The sequence below is a fragment of the Streptococcus sp. SO2 genome, assembly GCF_030440025.1.
On record NZ_JAQFJH010000024.1, the window covers coordinates 1 to 22,358 of the forward strand.

The window sequence follows — 22,358 nt, forward strand, 5'->3', positions numbered from 1 at the left end:
TCTTGCCACAATTGCGTAAAATGTATGGAGATGGAACTCCTGAGTTGAAAGAAATGATGAAAGTTCATACTCAATTCTTCAACACTTCACCATTCTTCCACACAATCATCGCTGGTTTTGACCTTGCCATGGAAGAAAAAGATGGTGTGGGTTCAAAAGATGCCGTTAACGGTATCAAGACAGGTTTGATGGGACCATTCGCTCCTCTTGGAGATACAATCTTTGGTTCACTTGTACCTGCTATCATGGGATCTATCGCAGCAACTATGGCTATCGCTGGCCAACCATGGGGTATCTTCCTTTGGATCGCAGTTGCAGTTGCATATGACATCTTCCGTTGGAAACAATTGGAATTTGCCTACAAAGAAGGGGTTAACCTTATCAACAACATGCAAAGTACCTTGACAGCTTTGATTGACGCTGCATCTGTACTTGGTGTCTTCATGATGGGTGCTCTTGTAGCAACAATGATCAACTTTGAGATTTCTTACAAATTGCCAATCGGTGAAAAATTGATTGACTTCCAAGACATCTTGAACTCAATCTTCCCACGCTTGCTTCCAGCAATCTTCACTGCATTCATCTTCTGGTTGCTTGGTAAGAAAGGTATGAACTCTACTAAAGCGATCGGTATCATTATCGTTCTTGCAGTAGGTCTTTCATTCATCGGTAAATTCTTGCTTGGAATGGGCGCATAATTTATGAGTAAATCATTAATTTTGGTGAGTCATGGTCGTTTCTGTGAAGAACTTAAAGGTAGCACAGAAATGATCATGGGTCCACAGGACAACATTCATGCAGTGGCTCTTCTTCCAGAAGATGGCCCAGAAGAATTTACTGCAAAATTTGAAGCTGCTATCGAAGGATTGGATGATTTCCTAGTCTTTGCGGACCTTCTCGGTGGAACACCATGTAACGTGGTAAGCCGTTTGATTATGGAAGGTCGCGACATTGAACTCTACGCAGGGATGAATCTTCCAATGGTGATTGAATTTATCAATGCCAGCCTTACAGGTGCAGATGCGGACTACAAGAGCCGTGCTGCAGAAAGCATTGTAAAAGTCAATGATTTGTTAGCAGGTTTCGATGATGACGAAGATGAATAAGATGTGACAACGTGAAAATCACAGGGAAAATAGGCGATAGGAGGACGGAGCGATGCTCCGACGATAATCGGTCTTTTTCCCCAAGATTTTAGTTGGAACTCAATTCAATAAGATGTGACAACGGCTAAATCGTTAGAGCATCTTATATAGAATATACATGGGAATGGGAGTCACTCCCATTCCCATATTTTCAATAGGAATGAAACAACAATAGATTAGAGGAACTCTATGCTAAATTACACAAAAGAAGAATTACTTGAACTGGGTGCAGAAATCACGACTCGTGAAATCTACCAACAGCCTGATGTATGGAAAGAGGCTTTTGAAGCCTATCAAGCAAAACGAGAAGAAATTGCAGCATTCCTACAAGGAATCGCTGATAAGCATGACTATATCAAGGTCATCTTGACGGGTGCTGGTACTTCTGCTTATGTGGGAGATACCTTGGTGCCATATTTTAAGGAAGTCTATGACGAGCGCAAATGGAATTTCAATGCCATTGCGACAACTGATATTGTTGCCAATCCAGAAACTTATTTGAAAAAAGATGTGGCGACTGTCCTTGTTTCCTTTGCTCGTAGTGGAAATTCGCCTGAAAGTGTGGCGACGGTTGATTTGGCTAAAGCCTTGGTTGATGACCTCTATCAAGTGACCATTACTTGTGCAGCGGACGGGAAATTGGCTCTTCAAGCCCACGGTGATGACCGCAATCTCTTACTCTTGCAACCAGCTGCTTCCAATGACGCTGGATTTGCCATGACTTCTAGCTTTACGTCCATGATGCTAACAGCTCTCTTGGTCTTTGATCCTACAGAATTTGCTGTGAAAGCTGAACGTTTTGAAGTTGTGACTAGCCTTGCTCGTAAGATTCTAGACAATGCAGCAGATGTTAAAGAGCTTGTTGACCTCGACTTTAATCGTGTTATCTACCTAGGCGCTGGTCCTTTCTTTGGACTTGCTCATGAAGCTCAATTGAAGATTTTGGAATTAACAGCTGGTCAAGTGGCGACCATGTATGAAAGCCCAGTTGGCTTCCGTCACGGTCCAAAATCATTGATCAACGAAGATACCGTTGTTTTGGTATTTGGTACAACGACAGACTACACTCGCAAGTACGACTTGGACTTGGTTCGTGAAGTGGCTGGTGATCACATTGCTCGTCGTGTCGTGCTCTTGAGTGATCAAGTCTTTGGTCTTGAAAATGTCAAAGAAGTAGCCCTTGGTTGTGGCGGTGTCTTGAACGATATTTACCGTGTCTTCCCTTACATCGTTTATGCCCAACTCTTTGCCCTATTGACTTCACTCAAGGTAGAAAATAAACCAGATACACCGTCTCCTACTGGTACCGTAAACCGTGTGGTACAAGGTGTGATCATTCATGAATATCAAAAATAAGGAAGTGTCTATGAGTAAATTACAATTAAGTCCCAATAAAGTAGCTTGCTTGCAAAAACTCTCTGACGAGAACGGCATTATCTCAGCTCTTGCCTTTGACCAACGTGGTGCTTTGAAACGCCTCATGGCTCAATACCAAACAGAAGAGCCAACAGTGGCTCAAATGGAAGAACTCAAAGTATTGGTTGCAGATGAATTGACTAAATACGCATCCTCTATGCTTCTAGACCCAGAGTATGGACTTCCAGCTACAAAAGCGCTTGATGCTAATGCTGGTCTTCTCCTTGCTTATGAGAAAACTGGCTACGACACAACAAGCACCAAACGCTTGCCTGACTGTTTGGATGTTTGGTCTGCAAAACGCATCAAGGAACAAGGCGCTGATGCTGTCAAATTCTTGCTTTACTACGATGTAGACAGCTCTGACGAACTCAACCAAGAAAAACAAGCCTACATCGAACGTATCGGCTCTGAGTGTGTGGCGGAAGATATTCCATTCTTCCTTGAAATCTTGGCTTACGACGAAAAAATCGCTGACGCAGGTTCTGCAGAATACGCTAAAGTCAAACCACACAAGGTTATCGGTGCCATGAAGGTCTTCTCAGACCCACGTTTCAACATCGATGTCTTGAAAGTTGAAGTTCCAGTCAACGTCAAATACGTTGAAGGCTTTGGCGATGGTGAAATCGTGCATACTCGTGAAGAAGCGGCAGCTTTCTTCAAAGCGCAAGACGAAGCAACTAACTTGCCATATATCTACTTGAGTGCAGGTGTATCAGCTAAACTCTTCCAAGAAACCCTTGTCTTTGCTCACGAATCAGGCGCAAACTTCAACGGCGTTCTTTGTGGCCGTGCAACCTGGGCTGGATCAGTTGAAGCTTACATTAAAGATGGTGAAGCAGCAGCTCGTGAGTGGCTACGCACAACAGGTTTTGAGAACATTGACGAACTCAACAAGGTTCTTCAAACAACAGCGACTTCATGGACTGAACGTGTGGAAGCATAAAACAAGTATAGAAGAACCCCCTTTTGTTAAGGTTTTCTGACAAAGGATTCTGAAAATAAAAACTACAACCATAGATGGTGAATAGGCTCTCTATGGTTTGTTTACTTAAGAGAAATAGATCAAAGGAGAGAAGAATGAAAGCATACACAGAGCGTGTATTTGGAAATCATGAGGGCAAGGATGTCTTGGCCTATCACTTTGAGACTGACGGTGGTTACCAGCTTGAAGTTATGACCTATGGTGCGACCATCTTGCGCTATGTCACACCTGACAAGGCTGGTAATTTTGCCAATGTGATCTTGGGCTTTGATAATTTTGATAGCTATGTAGGCAATAGTCCCAAGCATGGAGCAAGTGTAGGTCCTGTAGCGGGCCGTATTGCAGGTGCAACATTTGAACTCAATGGCCAGACCTATAATCTTGAAGTCAACAATGCTAGCAACTGTAACCACAGTGGTTCAACAGGTTGGGATTCGAGCTTGTTTGAATTGGTCGAGGTGAGCGACCATGGCTTGACCCTCTACACAGAGCGTACAGACGGGACAGGAGGATTTCCTGGTAATCTCAAGATCTGGATCAGCTATCGCTTGGAAGAAACTGGTGCCTACGAAGTCAGCTACAAGGTAACGACAGATCAGGATACGCTTGTCAATCCAACTAATCACAGCTACTTCAACTTGTCTGGTGATTTCACGCAGACAGTTGACCGCCATGTCTTCCAACTAAATACGGAGGGCATTTACCCAATCGCTCCTGACGGTGTTCCAGATAAGACTCCAGATGCTACTCGTGATGTGGTGAAACACATCTACAATGGTGCTTTGCTCAAGGATATCTTTGCAGAGGACGATGAGCAAATTCAGTTGGTATCTGGTTTGGATCACCCATTTGCCCTTCCTGCAGGTCATGACAATGCTGGTTTCCTTTATGACCAAAACTCAGGTCGTTTCCTACTTTTCAAGACAGAGGCCCCTTGCTTTGTGGTCTACACAGCAAACTTTGTGGATGAGAGTGTCATCATCGGAGGCCAGCCAATGGTACAGCACAATGGGATTGCCCTTGAAGCGCAAGCTTTACCAGATGCCATTCACAGTGATCTCAAAGACCAAGTCATTCTCAAAGCAGGGGGAATTTTCACCAGCAAAACTCGTTACGAGCTTGTTGTTAAATAAAAAGAAGAGCTGGTTTCCAGCTCTTTTGAGTTGTCTTCGTTGACATTTTATCTCAATAGTGTATAATTGATGTAATGCATAAAGTTACAACAAAAAAGGAGACACCCTATGACTTATGCATACCAAAGCCACATTTATCTAGCAGAGGCGGTTTTAAATGTCAAGGATTTGACGAGTCAAACGGCTTTTTATCACCAGATTATTGGCTTGGAGATTTTATCTCAAACAGAGACAGAAGCGATTTTGGGACTTGGTCGAAAAGCCTTGGTTCACTTGATTCAGGCAGAAAAGTCTGGCGAAGTAAGGGGGCATTATGGGCTCTACCATCTGGCGATTTTGTTGCCGACACGAAAAGCCTTGGCAGATGTCTTGAAACACCTAAGTGATTTGCGGATTCCTCTGGTTGGGGGTGCAGATCATGGATACAGCGAGGCTATTTATCTAGAGGATTTGGAAGGGAATGGCATTGAACTCTACCGTGATAAGCCAGTGTCTTCATGGGATATTCGAGAAGACGGTCGCATTATCGGTGTGACCGAAGCCCTTGCGGCACAGGACATCTATGAGTTAGGGGAAAAGGTGGATCCCTTTATCCTAGCTGAAGGGACGAGAATGGGGCATATCCATCTATCGGTGAAGGATAGTCGTGAGGCGAGCCAGTTTTATCAAAAGGTGTTAGGACTAGAAGATAAATTTAGCATTCCTAGTGCTAGTTGGATAGCGGCTGGTCAGTACCATCACCACCTGGCTGTCAACGAATGGGCTGGAAAAGGTCTGGCTCCGCGTGAGCAAGGCTTGTCAGGCTTGGCCTACTATGTCCTTGAGGTCGAAAGCAAGGAAGAACTCTTGAACATCGTTAAGCAAGCACAAGAGCTAGAAGCACCGATCAAATGGCTAAATTCGAGTGAACTGGATCTTGTAGACCCAGATGGGATTGTGACCCGCATTCGCTTGGCACGATGAAACGAGGAAAACACATTATTTATTTTAGAGACATAGGAAAAGGCGGACAAGCTCGCATTCTGTTTTTAGAATGTGGATTTGTTCGCTTTTTTATGAAATGACGAAGCCTTTCTTGGCCCTAGCAAAGGTATCTGCCGGGGATATTTTCCCTTTTCTGGGGGTTCATGCTATAATACTAATAAACTTTTCTTTCTCTAGGAAGGCAAATGCTAAAAATCGGCTAGACTGCTGGCAATTGTTGTCACGATGCTTTTTAGAGAAAGTAGGACTTTGTTTGAACATCCGTATTGAGTTTAGGAAATGGTAATAAGATGGACACAAGTGTAAAAAATTTAATCAGTATGGGCCCTCTGGAGGACTCTTTTATCTATTATGATTTGGGGAATCAAGTATTCTACAGTGCAAAACAAGGCATGAATTATTCAGCCATTGCAGCCCCTATTGCAATCTATTCCTTGCAACGGCTGTCAAAGTTGCTCAACCAAACCTTTGGAGATGTCTCCTCCCCTTTCAATCTGATTTTCTTTATACTGATGTCTCTGTTTTTGGTTTTCGGGACCATTCTCCTTGCCAAATCTACCCGACGCAACATGAAGACAGATAGATTTAGAAAAGTCCGGCTCACAAAAGCCAATATCAAAACACTTAGGAGAAAATCTAGGGCGTTGACAGTAGTTGGCTACATTTTTGTTTTAATAACGATTTTTTCAGCCTATCGTTATCTGGCTGTTTCTGATTTTCAATTTTTAATTATGTACATGTTAGGGATTGGTATTCTTACATATATAGTTTATGATTTTCGGATGAAAACGCGCAAACGATTGTTCAAGGAGCTGATGGAGACATTACAGGACGGTAGCCGAGGGAAAGAGGGAGAAATGTAAGATGAGAAAAATCATTTATATAGGCCAAGGATGCCAGCAATCCGTCTACTATAACACAAAGACGAGAGAGGCTTTAGCGACAGAATCTAGCGCCTCGTCAGAAACCGACTGTGCCATCAGTTCAAAAAAATCCAAGTGGCCTTGGGTTGTCTTCTTTGCTTTCTTGCTAGTTGCTATCATCAGTATTTGGATTCGCTCCTTGATAGCGCCCTTTAGATTGAGTGAGTGGATGATTCCTATCCATCTAGCCACGATCCTTTTCGTTTTTATCGGAAGTGTTTATGGATTTGAAAAACTTTTTTACAGTGGGGCCAAGTCGCTTGTCCCAGCAAGTGAAGAGCAGTTTAAAGAAGCAGTTGAAAGTAGTAAATTTTGGAAAAAGTCTCCAGATAAGGAACCAACAGTCGATAAAATCATCTTGTATCTATTTGTTATCCTCGTTCTTCTATTTGTTTTTGTTATTGTTGTGTTCTTTGCCATACCTGGAACCTTCATTCCTTACTATGAGCATGAATGGTTTGAGCCCTCTATGTTCATGGTACCAATCGGAGCAACCATTGTTCCAATTAGTGTCGTACTGCTCTTATTCCAAAACAACCCTATCCGCTGGCTCTTAGCCGTACGAAAATACAAGCAGGGGAAAGTATTATTTGGGGAAGAAATAGAAAAGTGGGAATGATAATGTCACAAGAGAGATATTTGCAGATCAAAAAAGAGCATCAAGTTCGTAAGTTTGTGGGGCGTTTCCTCTTCATTCTTCTCGCTATACTCGATGTTCTACTGGTATCAAGTCATTCCAATTATGTCCCGCTTGTAACGGTGGCCATGGTAACGATTGTGCCTTTTAATCATTTTCTACTTGGTCCTCTTAGGAGACAGAAAAAAGCCATAGAAAAAGAGCATCCAGAATGGAAAATACTCAGTACAAAGGGAGTAAGGGTTCCCTCGGCTGAAGCCAATAAAAGAACCTTGGCTGGTATTGGGATCTTGATAGCCTTGCTGTTGTCTTTTGGGCTATTCTATAAACCTGTAAAACAGCCGAACGACCAAGTAAACAAGCCGCCTAAGCTTGATTCTAAAACGCCTGAAACGTCCAAGTCTTCTGAGTCTGAGTCGTCCAGTTCCTCTAAGACCAAAGAATCCAGTTCCTCAGAGCCGAAATCCTCGTCTTCGACTGAACAAAGTTCTAAAACCGAAAGTTCAGGAACAAAGCCGTCAAAAAGCGAATCCAATAATCCTTATTACCAGATTCCAGGACTTACTGACGAACAGGTGAGAGATATCATATCGAAATCTGTAAAAGATTTGAGAGAAAAACAGTCAAAAGAAAAATCCGAAGAGTAGACTCGAGAGCTTCAATGTCCTTCTGGACGAGTTCGTTTTGGGATTTTACTGTATAAAATAACAGGAGGAGTTCATATGAATAAAGAAGTGATTGGTTTGATAGTTGGGACAATCGTCATCTTCCTATCTTTTGTATTTGTGTGTGGGACCTTTCTTTTCCTCTATCTTCGGGATCAGAAGTTGGTCCGCCTTGCCAAGTCATCCGTACAGGGAACGGTTATCGGCTATAGCCGTTTTCGTGAGGGGTATCCACCTATCGTCGAATACACGGTGGATGGGATTTCTTATAAGAAAACCTTGCAGTATTTTATGTTCAAAACGGTCACAATTCCGTGGGGGACTACTAAATTTTTAAAGGACTATACAAGAGAAGATATGCTGGCCCCTTCGATCACTCGCTACAGCAACTCCTTTGTTTCCTTCAAACGCTTGATGCAGACCCATTTCCCCCTTCATTCGGAGCTGACAGTCTGGTATGATCCAGACAAGCCGACCAGGGCCTATGTCGAACGTTACAGCGGAATGGACAAGTTTTACAAGTGGTTTGGTATCGGATTTGGGCTGGCTCTAGTTATAGTCTATGGGATAGTGATCCTAGCCTTTTTGTCCAATTTGTCCAAGATATACGCATAAAGGTCAGTTGGTTGAAAGGAAACGTGACTTCCCATCGAGCTTCAAGGAGGACAGAGTTTCTTTTCCATTTCCATGCTTATCAATCTTTTCTATCTGATACAGAGGAGAGGTTGCCTCCTACAAATACAGACAGGAAGTGAATTTTGACAAAGCCCCTTATTCGAGATATAATGAAGAAAAAGTGACCAAGGATAAATTAATGACAAACTCAAAGTATATAACACGCCTGAAACGTTCAGAGGGTCAGTTACGTGGAATTCAAAAGATGATTGAAGAAGATCGTGACTGCGCAGATATTGTTACGCAGTTGACAGCAGTGAAATCTAGCGTTGAGCGCGTGATTGAGATGATCATTACTGAAAATCTCACAGGCTGTATCAACCAACCACTAGACGACCCCGAGGCTCAAAAGGAACGCCTAGAAAAGGCCATCCGATACCTGATTAAACGGAAATAAACTAATTTGCTATTGATAAACAATGCAGACAAAGGTATTTAAGTCTATTTCGATAAAGAAATCATGTCAGACAAACGGATGAGTTCCCCCAATACCAATGAGAAAACCTCATTTTAGATACCATCAATGTGTTTCTTTTTTAGAAGCGACGGGCTACGAGCCCTATATCAGTGGGTTGCAGAAATGAAAAAAACCGATTAAGGAACTTAATCGGTTTTTTGCTTATTCTACTTGACCGGGCCAAGCATTCATACCACCTTCTACATTGATAACTGTGAGGCCTTGGGCGCTTAGAAATTCACAAGCAGATGCGGAGCGTACTCCACCTTGACAGATGACATGGTATTCCTGGTCAGGTTTGAGTTCTTTGTAACCTTGCTCCAAGGTACTTAACGGAAGATTTCTTGCTCCTGGTGCATGTCCTGCTTGGAATTCATGCACCTCACGTACATCGATAAGGTTTAGATTTTCATTTAGGTATTTTTCATAAAAGTCAGCCATGCTGATACTCGTTTCCATATTCGACTCCTTCTGGATTAGCCATTTTATATAGTGAATAAGCGCCATCAAGGTTTTGGACGGCAAATCCTGCCTGCTGGAGGATACGCTCTGTGATATAGTTGCGCAAAACGCTGTGGCAGCTAAGGATGTAGGCTTGGTTCTTGTCTGGTTCACCCAAGATCTCCCTTAGTTCATTTAGGGGTTATGGATGGTATCGACCTTGGGTAGCTCCCCTGAAATTCGCCACTTGTCCGCACATCTAGGGATTATTTGCCCTTAGTCAGATCGTCTTCGAGCGGACACCTTGGATATTGTCGCTCAGACCTTCGATAAGGTTCAAGGCTGTGTAGCCAATTATTTTATGCTTCTAGATGACCTTGCCTGTCCAAGCGCTCATACCGCCTCGAACATTGATGACATCGTAGCCTTTTTTCTTAAGCATTTTCGCAGCTAGTTTGCTTCGTACACCAGAGTGACAAATGACATAAAGTGTTTCTTTTGTCGCAGGTGTGTAAGAACCGATTTCCGTTAAAGGAACATTTTTGGCATTTTTGATATGACCTCTACGGAATTCCATAGGCGTCCGAACATCTAGTAGCTGAATCGGTTCTCTGAGTTTAGCTTCTAACTCGCTGGTAGAAATACTGTCAATTTTTGTAAATAAGTGAAACATAGGCACCTCCACATATACCCTTATGGGGTATATTAAACCATGAAGTCAATCTTTTGTCAAGCAAGTTGTTTTGACTTGGAGGGGATTGGTTTTGAGAGTCTAGAAAGCAGGCTATTCTTGACCTTTCAAAGGCTTTTTGATATGATGAGTCCAAAGTAAGTGTGAGGTGATAAGATGACCAGCGAATACCAGAAAATGATAGCAGGGGAGCCTTACCGTCCGTCGGATCCAGAGTTGCGGGTCTTGGCGCAGGCTTCTCGCCAAAAACAGGCTGCCTTTAACAAGGAAGAAGATCCCTTGAAGGGAGCAGATATTATCAAGACTTGGTTTGGCTCAACTGGGGAAAATCTCTATGTCAATCCACGCTTGGTGGTCGATTATGGAGTCAATATCCATCTAGGGGAAAATTTTTATTCTAATTGGAACTTGACCATGCTGGATGTTTGCCCGATTCGCATCGGGAACAACGCCATGCTTGGCCCCAACTGTCAGTTTTTAACCCCACTCCATCCACTGGATCCGGATGAACGCAATTCAGGGGTCGAATACGGCAAGCCCATCACCATTGGAGATAATTTCTGGGCTGGAGGTGGCGTCATTGTCCTTCCTGGAGTGACACTGGGAAATAACGTCGTTGCAGGAGCGGGGGCCGTGATTACCAAGTCCTTCGGAGATAATGTCGTCCTAGCTGGCAATCCTGCGCGTGTCATCAAGGAAATCCCAGTAAAAGAAAACTAAAAAGAACAGCTTGGGCTGTTCTTTTTATAATCTTTATCTTAGTCTTATAGATTTTTCTTCTTTTTGGCTTTTTGGGTTAGAGTGATATCGCACTTGGGAATGTTGCTTTTAAAAACTATTAAATGCATTTTAGTACTCTCAAATTGTTTCTAGTAGCCCTTTCAAAAGAATACTAAGCGAAACTGAATTTAAGGAAACTTTCAGAAAAGTTTTAGTTTTGTTTCAGGAATCTTCTGTAGACTGTCTAGCTATATCATACGAAGGAGAGGAAAAAGCTATGAAATCAAAAAAATGGACCCTACTCGCAACGAGTTTAACGGCAATAGTGCTGATGGCAGCATGTGCCCAGTCAACAACTACATCCAATACCAATGCAACGACAAATAGTGCCACAACAACTGCAACAAAGACAAACCAATCATCCTATTTTACAGAGAAGGACAATGATACTTCTTATGACGAAAGCACAGCTTCTAAGATTGAGTTATCTGGCTCATCAGCAAACGTCTTTGGGGATGGGGTGACAGTCTCTGAATCAACAGTGACCATCACAAAATCTGGGACCTATGTGATTTCAGGTCAGTCTGACGGAGTGCAGATCAAGATCGAGGCAGATAAGTCTGCAGATGTTCATCTAGTCCTAAAAGGCGCGACCATGACCAATACCAATGCAGCGATATCTGCGACATCAGCTGGTCATGTCTACTTGACTCTAGCAGAGGGAACCACCAACAGTCTCTCTGACTCAAGCTCTAACAGTGACGAAAAAGCAGACGCAGCTCTCTTTTCTAAGGTGGATTTGACCATCAACGGGAAAGGAACTCTCAATGTAGATGGCAAGAAGAACAATGGTATCAAGGCCAACGACACCCTCCACATCACGGGTGGAACCTATAACATCACAGCAGTTGGCGATGCCTTCAATGTCAATGATGAACTCAACATCACTGGTACGACCATGACCATCGATGCCAAAGAGGATGGGGTCAAGGTGGACAATGACGAGGATACTTCAGTTGGGACCATGTACCTATCCAACAACAACATCACCGTCACAGCAGGAGATGATGGCATCCACGCATCTGGAGACCTCGTCATCGATAGTGGTACCTACACCGTCAAGAATTCGACAGAAGGACTTGAAGGTAAGTCAATCACTATCAACGGTGGGGATATTAGCATCTACTCAACAGATGATGGAGTCAACGCAGCTAACAAAAACGCCCAACAGAATGAAATCTTCTTCACTATGAACGGCGGGAATCTGACTGTAGAAGTCGGCCAAGGAGACACAGACCCAATCGACTCAAACGGCAATATTACGGTCACAGGTGGGACCATTAAAATGACTGGTCAAACAGGTTTTGACTTTGATGGAACAGCGACCTACACAGGTGGAGATATCTATCTCAACGGTGAAAAACAAACGGAAATCGTCAATTCTATACCTGGAGGCGGTGGACCAAATGGAGGCCCTCAAGGCGACGGTCCAGCCCCTGGCGGACAAGGATAAAAAAGAATCTCCTTTCTCGAAAGAGAAGGGAGAGTTTTATGTAGGAAGGATTTTCTAGAATAAATACCAATCCGGAGTTGAGAACTTCTTGGTCTGTTTCATATAAAAACGGATAAAGTGAATTTCCATAGCTAAGGTTATCAAGGTTGCTATTGTGATGACAGTAGTAGGATTGGCTGAGAAAAGTAGAGGAAGAATAGGCCTTTAAAAAGTGGACAGGAAAGACCATTTCGGAGTATAGAGAGGAAGTTCAAAAACATTTTTAGAAATAAGACATGTGCATCATAAACATCAGATACGAATCTGGTGTTTTATTTTTTTAAAGAATTTAACCCTTTCTCTTGACAAGTGAGTGATTACTCACTATAATAGCTTCTGTGATTTAAAAAGTGAGTACCCACTCACCTAGGAGGAAGCATATGAAAAAATTGCTACATTTACAAGATTTAGTAAAATCTTTTGACCAACAAATAGTTCTGAATCATGTCAGCTTTGAATTGCAGCTAGGAGAAATTATAGGATTAATTGGTCCGTCTGGTGCTGGTAAATCAACTATGATTAAGACTACGTTAGGAATGGAAAAGGCTGATGGAGGCCTAGCTTTAGTGTTAAATCACACTATGCCCAATCGTCATATTTTAGGAGATATTGGCTATATGGCCCAATCAGATGCTTTATACGAGTCCTTGTCTGGTCAAGAAAATCTGGAATTTTTTGGTCAGCTAAAGGGGCTTTCTAAAAAAGACCTAAAGGCGGAAATTGCTCATATAGCTCAAGTAGTAGATCTGACAGACTACTTAAACAAGGCGGTATCTGGTTATTCTGGAGGAATGAAACGGCGTTTGTCTCTTGCTATCGCGCTGTTGGGAAATCCTCAACTCTTGATTTTGGACGAACCGACAGTTGGAATCGACCCTTCTCTTCGAAAGAAAATCTGGAAAGAATTATTCGCGCTTAGAGACAATGGGGTAGGGATATTAGTTACTACCCATGTTATGAATGAAGCAGAGTTGACGGATAAGGTCGGCTTATTATTAGGCGGAAAAATCATTGCTTTTGATACACCGCAACACTTAAAAGAAAGTTATCAAGTTTCAAGTATTGAAGAAGTATTTTTAAAAGCAGAAGGTGAGTAAAATGAGAACAATAGCGATTGCAAAAAAAGTCATCAAAGAATTACTTCGTGACAAACGAACTCTAGCCCTGATGTTTATAGCACCTGTTTTTATCATGTGGTTGATGAACCTCATGTTTTCAGCTAGTACAACCGTGAATGTCAAGTTAGCGACACAAGATCTACCAACTGGTTTGGTAACGAAAATGGATGAGCTTGATCATGTGGACATCGAGACTTATCAAGACTTAGATCAGGCCAAAGAAGCGCTAGCAAATGAAAAAGTCGATGCTGTGATTTCTTATAAAGACGGTGAGTATCAGGTCGACTACGCAAATACAGATGCCTCCAAGACATCTATGATACGACAAGTGTTACGAACAAGTATCGCCAGTGAAGGCACCGATCAGTTACTATCTCGTGTCAAACAAGCTCTTCCACAATTGGACTCGGACGCAAAAACACCAGAAATCAAGGAGTCTTATCAGTATGGAGATGAAAATACAAGCTTCTTTACCAGTATGATTCCGGTTTTGATAGGTTTTGTAGTTTTCTTCTTTGTCTTTTTGATTTCAGGTATGGCGCTTTTGAAAGAGCGCACCAGTGGAACACTAGAACGTTTGTTAGCAACACCAGTGAAACGATCTGAAATCGTCTATGGCTATATGTTGTCTTACGGTATTATTGCGATTTTTCAAACGGCAGTTGTCGTCTTAGCAGCAATTTGGCTACTAGATGTAGAAGTTGTAGGAAGTATTTTAAATGTTATAATAGTTAATGTGGTACTGGCTCTTGTAGCACTAGCTTTTGGAATTCTCTTGTCTACTCTAGCAAAATCAGAATTCCAAATGATGCAATTTATTCCTCTCGTGATTATGCCCCAACTTTTTTTCTCAGGAATTATTCCATTGTCATCAATGGGAGAATGGGCTCTAACTGTGGGGAAATTTTTGCCATTAACCTATTCTGGTGATGCAATAAGCCAGATTATTCTTTACGGACACAATCTTGGTGATATTTTGCCAAATCTTGGTGTTTTAATGATTTTCTTGATCATTTTAACAATTCTCAATATTGTTGGATTGCGTCGTTATCGTAAAGTTTAGAAATCAACATAAATAATGCTAAAAAGGTGTGAAGATTAGATGGATAAGACTGTTTTTGAATCGTTTGAAGATTACTTAGAAGAAGCGAATTACCCTCAAGGAAAGAAAAAAATCATGCAGGCAGCAGTGGATCTCATATCAACCAGGAGTTACCATGGGACCTCAACTCTTCACATAGCTGAGCGTGCTGGACTAAGCCAGGCAACTTTGTTTAAGTATTTTAAGACGAAGGATGATCTACTGACGGCTATTTTACATCCTGTAGTCCCAGGCATTTTCGGTAGTTTTTTTGAGGAACTCTTAGCTTTTGAAACGACAGAAGAGAGGGTTCGTTATCTCGTCCACGATCGTATGAGCTATCTCAAAAAAAATCGTGCTTTGATGAAAATCATTCTGCAGGAGAGTTTTTCAAATAAAAAACTAAAAAATGAACAGATTTTTATATGGAATGCTATTCAGGATAAACTTCGAGTGCTTCATAAGGAATTGCTAGCAGATCCACGTGTAAATCCAGAGTTAACGATTCCTCAAATGGTTCGTATTTGTGTTGGTCCATTGTTGGCTTACTTCGCTCAGCTTTATATCGTTGGCGACAATGGAGAAATAAAAGAGGAAGACTTAGACTTATTAGAAAAACAGATTTTAGGTGGTTTGTGGAAATAAGGGAGTTCTAGAAGAACTAAGGTTTATTTACTTGACTTTCAAACAAGCTAAAAAAGACATGTTCTGCTTATTTCAGATTCATGTCTTTTTTGTTGTTGAATTTGGTATTTATTTATAACTCCTCAATCACCTTGCACAAGGCTCCCACATCTTTTACCCAGCTCATATTTACTACTCGATATCTTAGCAAGTTCAAAGTATCTCATAACTGAGGTGCTTTTTTTACTCAGTTCATCAGTCTCCTCCTTGACACTCCGTCAGCTTTTGATACAATAGTACAAAATTAGAGGAGGTGGGCGATGATTCAGAAGCATGCGATTCCCATTTTAGAGTTTGATGACAATCCTCAGTCGGTCCTTATGCCAACACATGAGGAGTTAGACTTGAAGTTGCCAAAGAAGTGTATCTATGCATTTTTGGAGGAGGAGATTGACCGCTATGCGGGGGAAGTAGGGACGGACTGTATTGGTGAGTTCGTTTCTGCCACCAAGACCTATCCAGTCTATGTCATCAATTACAAGGGTGAAGAGATCTGTCTGGCCCAAGCGCCTGTTGGTTCTGCTCTAGCAGCCCAGTTTATGGATTGGTTGATTGGCTATGGTGTGGAGCAAATCATTTCCACTGGTACTTGTGGAGTCCTAGCCGATATAGAGGAAAATGCCTTTCTCGTCCCTGTTCGCGCTCTGCGAGATGAGGGAACCAGCTACCACTATGTAGCGCCTTCTCGTTATATGGAGATGCAGATTGAGGCTATCTCTGCCATTGAGCAAGTCTTGGAACAAAGAGGCATTCCTTACGAGGAGGTCATGACCTGGACGACAGATGGTTTTTACCGAGAGACGGCTGAAAAGGTTGCCTATCGCAAGGAAGAAGGCTGTGCTGTTGTGGAGATGGAGTGCTCTGCTCTTGCGGCAGTAGCTCAACTACGTGGGGTTGTCTGGGGAGAGCTGCTCTTTACCGCAGATTCCTTAGCAGATCTAGATAACTACGACAGTCGTGACTGGGGATCAGAAGCTTTTGATAAGGCACTCGAACTCTGTCTTGCCATTGTGCACCACATGTGAGTGTTCTTACTGTTTTTATGGTAGAATGTAGCTATGTTATTCAAATCTTTTTTGGAAAAAATCAAGACGACATTAGGGCGTTTATCGCCAGCCCGTCGCATCTTTTTAAGTTTTGCCCTAGTGATCTTCTTGGGCTCGCTCCTTTTAAGTCTCCCCTTTGTGCAAGCAGGAACGTCACAAGCGACCTACTTTGACCATCTCTTTACGACTGTGTCTATGGTCTGTGTGACAGGGCTCTTTACCCAGCCGGTAGCCTCTACTTACAATATCTGGGGTCAGTTGATCTGTATGATTTTGATCCAGATTGGTGGTTTGGGGCTCATGACCTTTATCGGAATCTTTTATATCCAAGGCAAGCAAAAGCTCAGTCTTCGTGGCCGTGAGACCATTCAAGAAAGTTTTGCTTATGGAGAAACCCAGTCTCTAAAGGATTTCATCCGTTCAATCTTTCTGACGACTTTTCTAGTGGAAGGGCTCGGTGCCTTTCTCTTGAGTTTCCGCTTTATTCCTGAATTTGGCTGGGGGCGAGGGATTTTAACCTCTATCTTTTTGGCTGTTTCAGCTTTCTGTAATGCTGGATTTGATAATTTTGGAAGTACGAGTTTGCTAGCCTTCCAAACGGATCCCTTGATTAATCTAGTGATTGCAGGCTTGATTATCACGGGTGGTCTAGGATTTATGGTCTGGTTTGATCTAGCGACCCAGTTTGGGAAAAAGAAAAAACGGCGCCTGCGTTTCCATACTAAGTTGGTTCTCTTTCTAACGGCGGGAATTTTGCTCTTTGGAACAGTATCGACTCTCTTAATTGAGTGGAACAATCCTGGGACGATTGGAAATCTTAGTTTTCCAGAAAAACTGTTGGTTAGTTTCTTCCAGACCGTCAGCATGAGAACGGCAGGCTTTGCTTCAATTGACTACACCCAGGCTCGACCAGTTACCTTACTGATCTACATCTTGCAGATGTTTCTGGGCGGGGCACCTGGAGGGACAGCAGGGGGGCTCAAGATTACGACCTTCTTTGTCTTGTTGGTCTTTGCTCGCAGTGAATTATTGGGCTTGCCTCATGCCAATGTAGCTCGGAGGACCATTGAACCCCGAACCGTGCAAAAATCTTTCAGTGTCTTTATTATCTTCTTGCTGACCTTCTTGCTGGGCTTGATTCTATTAGGGGTAACCGCAGAAGGAAATCCGCGCTTTATTTACCTCATGTTTGAGACCATTTCAGCACTTGCGACAGTTGGAGTGACGGCAAATTTAACACCAGAGCTAGGCAAGATAGCCCTCAGCATCGTTATGTTGCTGATGTTTATCGGCCGTATTGGTCCCTTGACACTACTGGTCAGTGTAGCGGAATACCAGCCAGACAAGAAAGATACGATTCACTATATGAAAGCAGATATCACCATTGGATAAGAAAGGAAGAACGATGTCAGATCGGACAATTGGAATTTTAGGCTTGGGAATTTTTGGGAGCAGTGTTTTGGCTGCTCTTGCCAAGCATCATATGAATATCATTGCTATTGATGACCACGAGGAGCGCATTAATCAATTTGAACCAGTGTTGGCGCGTGGAGTAGTTGGAGATATCACGGATGAAGAACTCCTTCTATCAGCGGGGATTGACACCTGTGATACCGTAGTCGTCGCAACGGGTGAAAATCTAGAGTCCAGTGTTCTCTCGGTTATGCACTGCAAGAGTCTAGGAGTACCGACCGTTATTGCCAAGGTCAAAAGCCATACAGCTAAAAAAGTTCTAGAAAAAATCGGGGCAGACGCAGTCATCTCACCAGAGTTTGAGATGGGGCGCTCATTGGCACAGACCATCCTCTTTCATAACAGTGTAGACGTCTTTCAGCTGGATAAGAATGTTTCGATTGTCGAGATGAAAATCCCCCAATCATGGGTAGGTAAAAGCCTCAGTCAGTTAGATTTACGTGGGCGATACAACCTCAACGTACTTGGTTTTCGTGCCTACGAAAATGCTCCTCTGGATGTCCAATTCGGACCTAATGACCTCTTGCAGGAAGACACCTACATCATGGCGGTGATCAATAACCAACATCTGGATACCCTAGCTGAACTGAGTGAGTAGGAGAGGAAGGGTACTCTCTTTCCAAATAATTAACGAGTCAATATAAGTATTTTATAAGAGGGATTTAAGAAAAATTTTAACTTTTTCTTAATCCTTTTTAATTTTAGGAGATTATACTAGAGTCATCAAAAAAAGAAAACTCTAAGGAGAATCCTATGAAATTCAATCCAAATCAGAGATATACTCGTTGGTCTATTCGCCGTCTCAGTGTCGGTGTTGCTTCGGTTGTTGTGGCTAGTGGCTTCTTTGTCCTAGTTGGTCAACCAAGTTCTGCACGTGCTGATGTCGTCAATCCGACTCCTGCCCAAGTCGTGCCAGACGCTGCTTCGGTGAGTGAAAAGAGCGATTTACCAGCAGAGGTTCTCAAAAAAGCAGTTGATGTAGCTCTTCCTTCAGAACAGTCTGTTCCAACACCTAAAGCAAGTGTGGATACGACAAGCTCTTCAGAAAAAGCGGACGCAACTGCTAAAGAGCCTGCAGTAGCGCCAAAAGAAGAAGTGCAAGCACAACCTGACTCTAAGAAACAAACAGAAGATGCAGTTAAACCTGCGGAAAGTCCTGCGTCTACAGTTTCTGGACAAGACCGTGAAGCTAGTGAAGCTCAACCAGCGACCACCCCAGCTGAAGTGCAAAAAGGTGTGGCTGACAACACCAAAGACACAGTAGATGTCCCAGCTACTTACTTGGACAAGGCTAACTTCCCTGGTCCCTTCACAGCTGGTGTCAATCAAGTCATTCCATACGAATTCTTCGCTGGTGATGGCATGTTAACTCGTCTTATCTTGAAAGCATCTGATAAGGCTCCATGGTCAGACAACGGAACAGCTAAAAATCCCGCCCTTCCACCAGTAGAGAAATTGGGCAAAGGCCTTTACTTCTACGAAGTGGATTTAGCAGGTACCCAAGGAAAATCAGATAAAGAGCTGCTTGACCTCTTGAAACAAAATGGAACTCAAAGCTATAAGGCAACCATCAAGGTGTACGGTGCAAAAGACGGCAAGCCTGACTTAACTAATCTGGTAGCGACTAAAGATTTGACTGTTAATTTGAATGGTTTGACCACACCAGCTGAAGTGCAAAAAGGTGTAGCTGACAATACCAAAGATACAGTAGATGTCCCAGCTTCTTACTTGGATAGAGCTAATTTTCCAGGACCATTTACAGCTGGTGTCAACCAAGTCATTCCATACGAAGCTTTTGGTGGAGATGGTATGTTGACTCGCCTCTTGTTAAAAGCCTCAGACAAAGCCCCATGGTCAGACAACGGAACAGCTAAAAATCCAGCTCTATTGCCACTTGAAGGCTTGGCTAAAGGTCAATATTTCTACGAAGTGGATTTGAATGGCAATACGGTTGGCAAAGATGGTCAGGCCTTGCTGGATCAACTTCGAGCTAACGGAACACATACGTATCTAGCTACTGTTAAAGTCTATGGTTCTAAAGATGGCAAACCTGATTTGACTAATCTGATTGCTACTCGTCAAGTAACGATTCAGCTTCGTGGAAAAGAAATGGCGACAACACCATCTCAATCAGGTCAGATGAATACGAAGCCTTCTGAAACAGGCTCTACAGGTACGACTGAGGGTATGATGGGTACAAATCACCATATGTCAGATATGAAAGTAGATCAACCAGCTTCTAGCCCAATGGCTAATATGATGAAAAAAGATGATAAAGCGATGCTACCAAATACTGGGGAAGCTAAAACGGCTACAGCAGGCCTTGGTATCTTTGGTCTAGCCTTGGCAGGTCTTGTTGGACTTTTGGGTTTGACAACCAAACGAGAAGATTAAGATTCAAATCATTTAAACATTAGAGAAAATAGTGTTATACTAAAGCAAGTATAACACTGTTTTTATCGAAGGAGTGTCAGATGAAAAAGACAATTTTGCTGGTTGATGATGAAATAGATATTCTAGATATTCAACACCGCTATCTTATACAGGCGGGTTACGACGTTTTGGTCGCCCATGATGGCAAGGAGGGATTAGAGCTTTTCAGAAAAAAATCTATCGACCTCATTATCACAGATATCATGATGCCCAATATGGACGGGTATGATTTTATCAGTGAAGTTCAGTATATCGCTCCGGATCAACCCTTCCTCTTTACAACTGCTAAGACAAGCGAACAGGATAAGATTTATGGATTAAGTTTGGGGGCAGATGATTTTATAGTCAAACCCTTTAGCCCACGCGAATTGGTTTTAAGAGTGAATAATATCTTGCGTCGCCTTAGCCGTGGAGGAGAGACAGAACAGATCGAGTTTGGTGACTTGGTAATCAACCATGTGACTCATGAGGTTCGCATTGGGGAGCAACCTTTGGAATTGACAGTAAAATCCTTTGAACTTCTATGGATATTAGCCAGCAATCCCGAGAGAGTCTTTTCAAAGACGGAACTTTATGAGAAGGTATGGCAAGAGGACTATGTGGATGATACCAATACACTCAATGTTCATATCCATGCTTTGAGGCAAGAGTTGACCAAGTATACGAATTCAAATGCTCCTGCTATCAAAACTGTCTGGGGTTTGGGTTATAAGATGGAAAGACCAAGAGGTAGAACATGAAATTAAAAAACTATATTTTAGTGGGGTATCTAGTGTCGACTCTACTAACGATTTTGGTCGTTTTCTGGGCAGTCCAACGGATGTTGATCGAGAAAAGTGAAGTTTACTTTCTCGTTGGAATGACCTTGATTGCTAGTTTCATTGGCGCTGCAGTGAGCATCTTTCTTTTGTCGCCAGTGTTCTCTTCTCTGAAACATTTGAAAAAACAAGCTCAGGATATAGCAAGCAAGGATTTCAGCACAGAAATTGAAACCAAGGGACCATTAGAATTTCAAGAGCTGGGCCAGGCTTTTAATGACATGTCCCACAATTTGCAAGCCACCTTTCAATCACTTGATGAGAGCGAGCAAGAAAAGAGAATGATGATTGCGCAGCTCTCTCACGATATTAAAACTCCCATTACCTCCATTCAGGTTACTGTGGAGGGAATTCTAGATGGAGTGATTAAGGAAGAGGAGCGACTCCACTACTTAGCCACGATTGGTCGGCAAACCGAGCGTCTAAACAAGCTAGTGGAGGAATTGGATGTTCTGACTCTTAACACCCAACCTCAAGATACTGCTGATGAAGAAGTCGAAGAGGTCTTTTTAGATCAGCTGTTGATTGAGTCAATGAGTGAATTTCAACTCCAGATTGAACAAGAGGAGCGAGATGTTTACATTCAAGTATCACCTGAGTCGGCGAAAATCAAGAGCCATTCTGACAAACTTTCTCGCATTCTGGTCAATTTGTTAAACAATGCCTTTAAATATTCAGAACCAGGAACCAGAATCGAGGTTCTTGCCCAATTAACAGAACAAGAGCTGAGAATCAGTGTGAAAGACGAGGGTCAGGGAATCCTTCCTGAGGATTTGGAAAAGATCTTTAAACGACTTTATCGTGTAGAAACTTCGCGCAATATGAAGACAGGTGGACATGGATTAGGACTTGCGATTGCACGCGAACTAGCCCATCAGCTTGGTGGCGAAATCACAGCAGAAAGTCAATATGGCTTAGGAAGCAAATTTACATTCAGCCTCAATTTGAAATAAAGCTGTAAAATCCCTTTACATATCTAGCTTTTCATGGTATAATAGCCTTTGTGTGAAATAGCAGCAGGAAAGCATGAAGCTCGTCAACAGGTGTCTTATGATAAGTAACCTTGGCTGTTTAGGCGAAGGGCATCTGCACGAATCAGGGCTTTCTAAGTGACTATTTCCGCCAAATATTATTTATATCAGGAGGACATACATATGTCACGTTATACAGGACCATCTTGGAAACAAGCTCGTCGCCTTGGCCTTTCACTTACAGGTACAGGTAAAGAATTGGCACGTCGTAACTACGTACCAGGACAACACGGACCAAACAACCGTTCTA

Annotated in this window: 25 protein-coding genes and 1 pseudogene; 23 read left to right on the forward strand and 3 right to left on the reverse strand. The window is 42.6% G+C overall.

All coding sequences use genetic code 11. The features are described 5' to 3' along the window. Positions 1 to 2: 2 nt before the first annotated feature. From PCY17_RS11550 to PCY17_RS11600, 11 genes are all read left to right on the forward strand, one after another. Positions 3 to 698 carry a PTS system mannose/fructose/sorbose family transporter subunit IID gene (locus PCY17_RS11550; RefSeq protein ID WP_301395637.1) on the forward strand — a complete coding sequence of 232 codons (696 nt, stop codon included), beginning with the start codon at positions 3 to 5 and terminating at the stop codon, positions 696 to 698. A gap of 3 nt (positions 699 to 701) precedes the next feature. Further along, positions 702 to 1,106 (forward strand): PTS sugar transporter subunit IIA, encoded by a 405-nt coding sequence (locus PCY17_RS11555; RefSeq protein WP_000045700.1) that lies wholly within the window; start codon positions 702 to 704, stop codon positions 1,104 to 1,106. A 228-nt stretch (positions 1,107 to 1,334) separates the two neighbouring features. Continuing rightward, positions 1,335 to 2,501 carry an SIS domain-containing protein gene (locus tag PCY17_RS11560; RefSeq protein ID WP_301395639.1) on the forward strand — a complete coding sequence of 389 codons (1,167 nt, stop codon included), beginning with the start codon at positions 1,335 to 1,337 and terminating at the stop codon, positions 2,499 to 2,501. A 10-nt stretch (positions 2,502 to 2,511) separates the two neighbouring features. Then, a complete protein-coding gene (lacD, locus tag PCY17_RS11565) occupies positions 2,512 to 3,507 on the forward strand; it encodes a tagatose-bisphosphate aldolase (protein WP_084945529.1) in 996 nt (331 codons plus the stop codon). 134 nt (positions 3,508 to 3,641) lie between these two features. Continuing rightward, a complete protein-coding gene (locus PCY17_RS11570) occupies positions 3,642 to 4,679 on the forward strand; it encodes an aldose epimerase family protein (RefSeq protein WP_301395642.1) in 1,038 nt (345 codons plus the stop codon). Positions 4,680 to 4,787: 108 nt separating this feature from the next. Beyond that, entirely contained in the window at positions 4,788 to 5,642 is an 855-nt protein-coding gene (locus PCY17_RS11575) for a VOC family protein (protein WP_042901935.1), read from the forward strand. Positions 5,643 to 5,953: 311 nt separating this feature from the next. Beyond that, positions 5,954 to 6,526, forward strand: coding sequence for a hypothetical protein (locus PCY17_RS11580; protein WP_049490055.1), 573 nt, complete (start codon positions 5,954 to 5,956; stop codon positions 6,524 to 6,526). Between the two features lies 1 nt (position 6,527). Continuing rightward, positions 6,528 to 7,205 carry a hypothetical protein gene (locus tag PCY17_RS11585; protein ID WP_301395646.1) on the forward strand — a complete coding sequence of 226 codons (678 nt, stop codon included), beginning with the start codon at positions 6,528 to 6,530 and terminating at the stop codon, positions 7,203 to 7,205. A 2-nt stretch (positions 7,206 to 7,207) separates the two neighbouring features. Further along, entirely contained in the window at positions 7,208 to 7,870 is a 663-nt protein-coding gene (locus PCY17_RS11590; RefSeq protein ID WP_181187193.1) for a hypothetical protein, read from the forward strand. Positions 7,871 to 7,945: 75 nt separating this feature from the next. Further along, positions 7,946 to 8,503 (forward strand): DUF3592 domain-containing protein, encoded by a 558-nt coding sequence (locus tag PCY17_RS11595; protein WP_001031650.1) that lies wholly within the window; start codon positions 7,946 to 7,948, stop codon positions 8,501 to 8,503. Positions 8,504 to 8,702: 199 nt separating this feature from the next. Further along, a complete protein-coding gene (locus PCY17_RS11600; RefSeq protein WP_000185160.1) occupies positions 8,703 to 8,960 on the forward strand; it encodes a metal-sensitive transcriptional regulator in 258 nt (85 codons plus the stop codon). A gap of 222 nt (positions 8,961 to 9,182) precedes the next feature. Here the strand turns inward: PCY17_RS11600 and PCY17_RS11605 are convergent, their stop codons facing one another. The 3 genes and pseudogenes from PCY17_RS11605 to PCY17_RS11615 form a co-directional block, all read right to left on the reverse strand. Next, positions 9,183 to 9,479 carry a rhodanese-like domain-containing protein gene (locus PCY17_RS11605; protein WP_000450169.1) on the reverse strand — a complete coding sequence of 99 codons (297 nt, stop codon included), beginning with the start codon at positions 9,477 to 9,479 and terminating at the stop codon, positions 9,183 to 9,185. Further along, a pseudogene (locus PCY17_RS11610) lies at positions 9,454 to 9,819 on the reverse strand (rhodanese-like domain-containing protein); the annotation flags it as partial. The pseudogene PCY17_RS11610 and the gene PCY17_RS11605, both read right to left, overlap by 26 nt. Before the next feature lie 9 nt (positions 9,820 to 9,828). Then, positions 9,829 to 10,134, reverse strand: a complete 306-nt coding sequence (locus PCY17_RS11615) for a rhodanese-like domain-containing protein (RefSeq protein ID WP_000468863.1) — start codon at positions 10,132 to 10,134, stop codon at positions 9,829 to 9,831. A gap of 174 nt (positions 10,135 to 10,308) precedes the next feature. Between PCY17_RS11615 and PCY17_RS11620 the strand changes: the two genes are divergently transcribed. The 12 genes from PCY17_RS11620 to PCY17_RS11675 form a co-directional block, all read left to right on the forward strand. After that, on the forward strand, positions 10,309 to 10,872 hold the full coding sequence (locus PCY17_RS11620; protein ID WP_000200256.1) for a sugar O-acetyltransferase: 564 nt from the start codon (positions 10,309 to 10,311) through the stop codon (positions 10,870 to 10,872). A gap of 277 nt (positions 10,873 to 11,149) precedes the next feature. Further along, complete coding sequence (locus tag PCY17_RS11625; RefSeq protein WP_000837416.1) at positions 11,150 to 12,385, forward strand: carbohydrate-binding domain-containing protein; 1,236 nt, start codon at positions 11,150 to 11,152, stop codon at positions 12,383 to 12,385. Positions 12,386 to 12,804: 419 nt separating this feature from the next. Beyond that, positions 12,805 to 13,521: an ABC transporter ATP-binding protein gene (locus PCY17_RS11630; protein WP_042901944.1), complete on the forward strand. Its 717-nt coding sequence runs from the start codon at positions 12,805 to 12,807 to the stop codon at positions 13,519 to 13,521. Between the two features lies 1 nt (position 13,522). Continuing rightward, positions 13,523 to 14,605, forward strand: a complete 1,083-nt coding sequence (locus PCY17_RS11635) for an ABC transporter permease (RefSeq protein ID WP_049479898.1) — start codon at positions 13,523 to 13,525, stop codon at positions 14,603 to 14,605. A 39-nt stretch (positions 14,606 to 14,644) separates the two neighbouring features. Then, positions 14,645 to 15,268 carry a TetR/AcrR family transcriptional regulator gene (locus PCY17_RS11640; protein ID WP_000361923.1) on the forward strand — a complete coding sequence of 208 codons (624 nt, stop codon included), beginning with the start codon at positions 14,645 to 14,647 and terminating at the stop codon, positions 15,266 to 15,268. Between the two features lie 299 nt (positions 15,269 to 15,567). After that, positions 15,568 to 16,332: a nucleoside phosphorylase gene (locus tag PCY17_RS11645; protein WP_301395653.1), complete on the forward strand. Its 765-nt coding sequence runs from the start codon at positions 15,568 to 15,570 to the stop codon at positions 16,330 to 16,332. 33 nt (positions 16,333 to 16,365) lie between these two features. After that, positions 16,366 to 17,745: a TrkH family potassium uptake protein gene (locus PCY17_RS11650; protein WP_000897930.1), complete on the forward strand. Its 1,380-nt coding sequence runs from the start codon at positions 16,366 to 16,368 to the stop codon at positions 17,743 to 17,745. Positions 17,746 to 17,758: 13 nt separating this feature from the next. Next, a complete protein-coding gene (locus PCY17_RS11655) occupies positions 17,759 to 18,424 on the forward strand; it encodes a TrkA family potassium uptake protein (RefSeq protein WP_049479903.1) in 666 nt (221 codons plus the stop codon). A gap of 155 nt (positions 18,425 to 18,579) precedes the next feature. Next, on the forward strand, positions 18,580 to 20,220 hold the full coding sequence (locus tag PCY17_RS11660) for a fibronectin-binding SSURE repeat-containing protein (RefSeq protein WP_125398981.1): 1,641 nt from the start codon (positions 18,580 to 18,582) through the stop codon (positions 20,218 to 20,220). Positions 20,221 to 20,300: 80 nt separating this feature from the next. Continuing rightward, positions 20,301 to 20,999, forward strand: a complete 699-nt coding sequence (locus PCY17_RS11665; RefSeq protein WP_033583600.1) for a response regulator transcription factor — start codon at positions 20,301 to 20,303, stop codon at positions 20,997 to 20,999. Next, complete coding sequence (locus PCY17_RS11670) at positions 20,996 to 22,030, forward strand: cell wall metabolism sensor histidine kinase WalK (RefSeq protein WP_000769387.1); 1,035 nt, start codon at positions 20,996 to 20,998, stop codon at positions 22,028 to 22,030. Before PCY17_RS11665 ends, PCY17_RS11670 begins: the two co-directional genes overlap by 4 nt. 201 nt (positions 22,031 to 22,231) lie before the next feature. Next, positions 22,232 to 22,358 (forward strand): 30S ribosomal protein S4 (locus tag PCY17_RS11675; protein ID WP_301395658.1); only part of this gene is annotated, 127 nt, incomplete at its 3' end.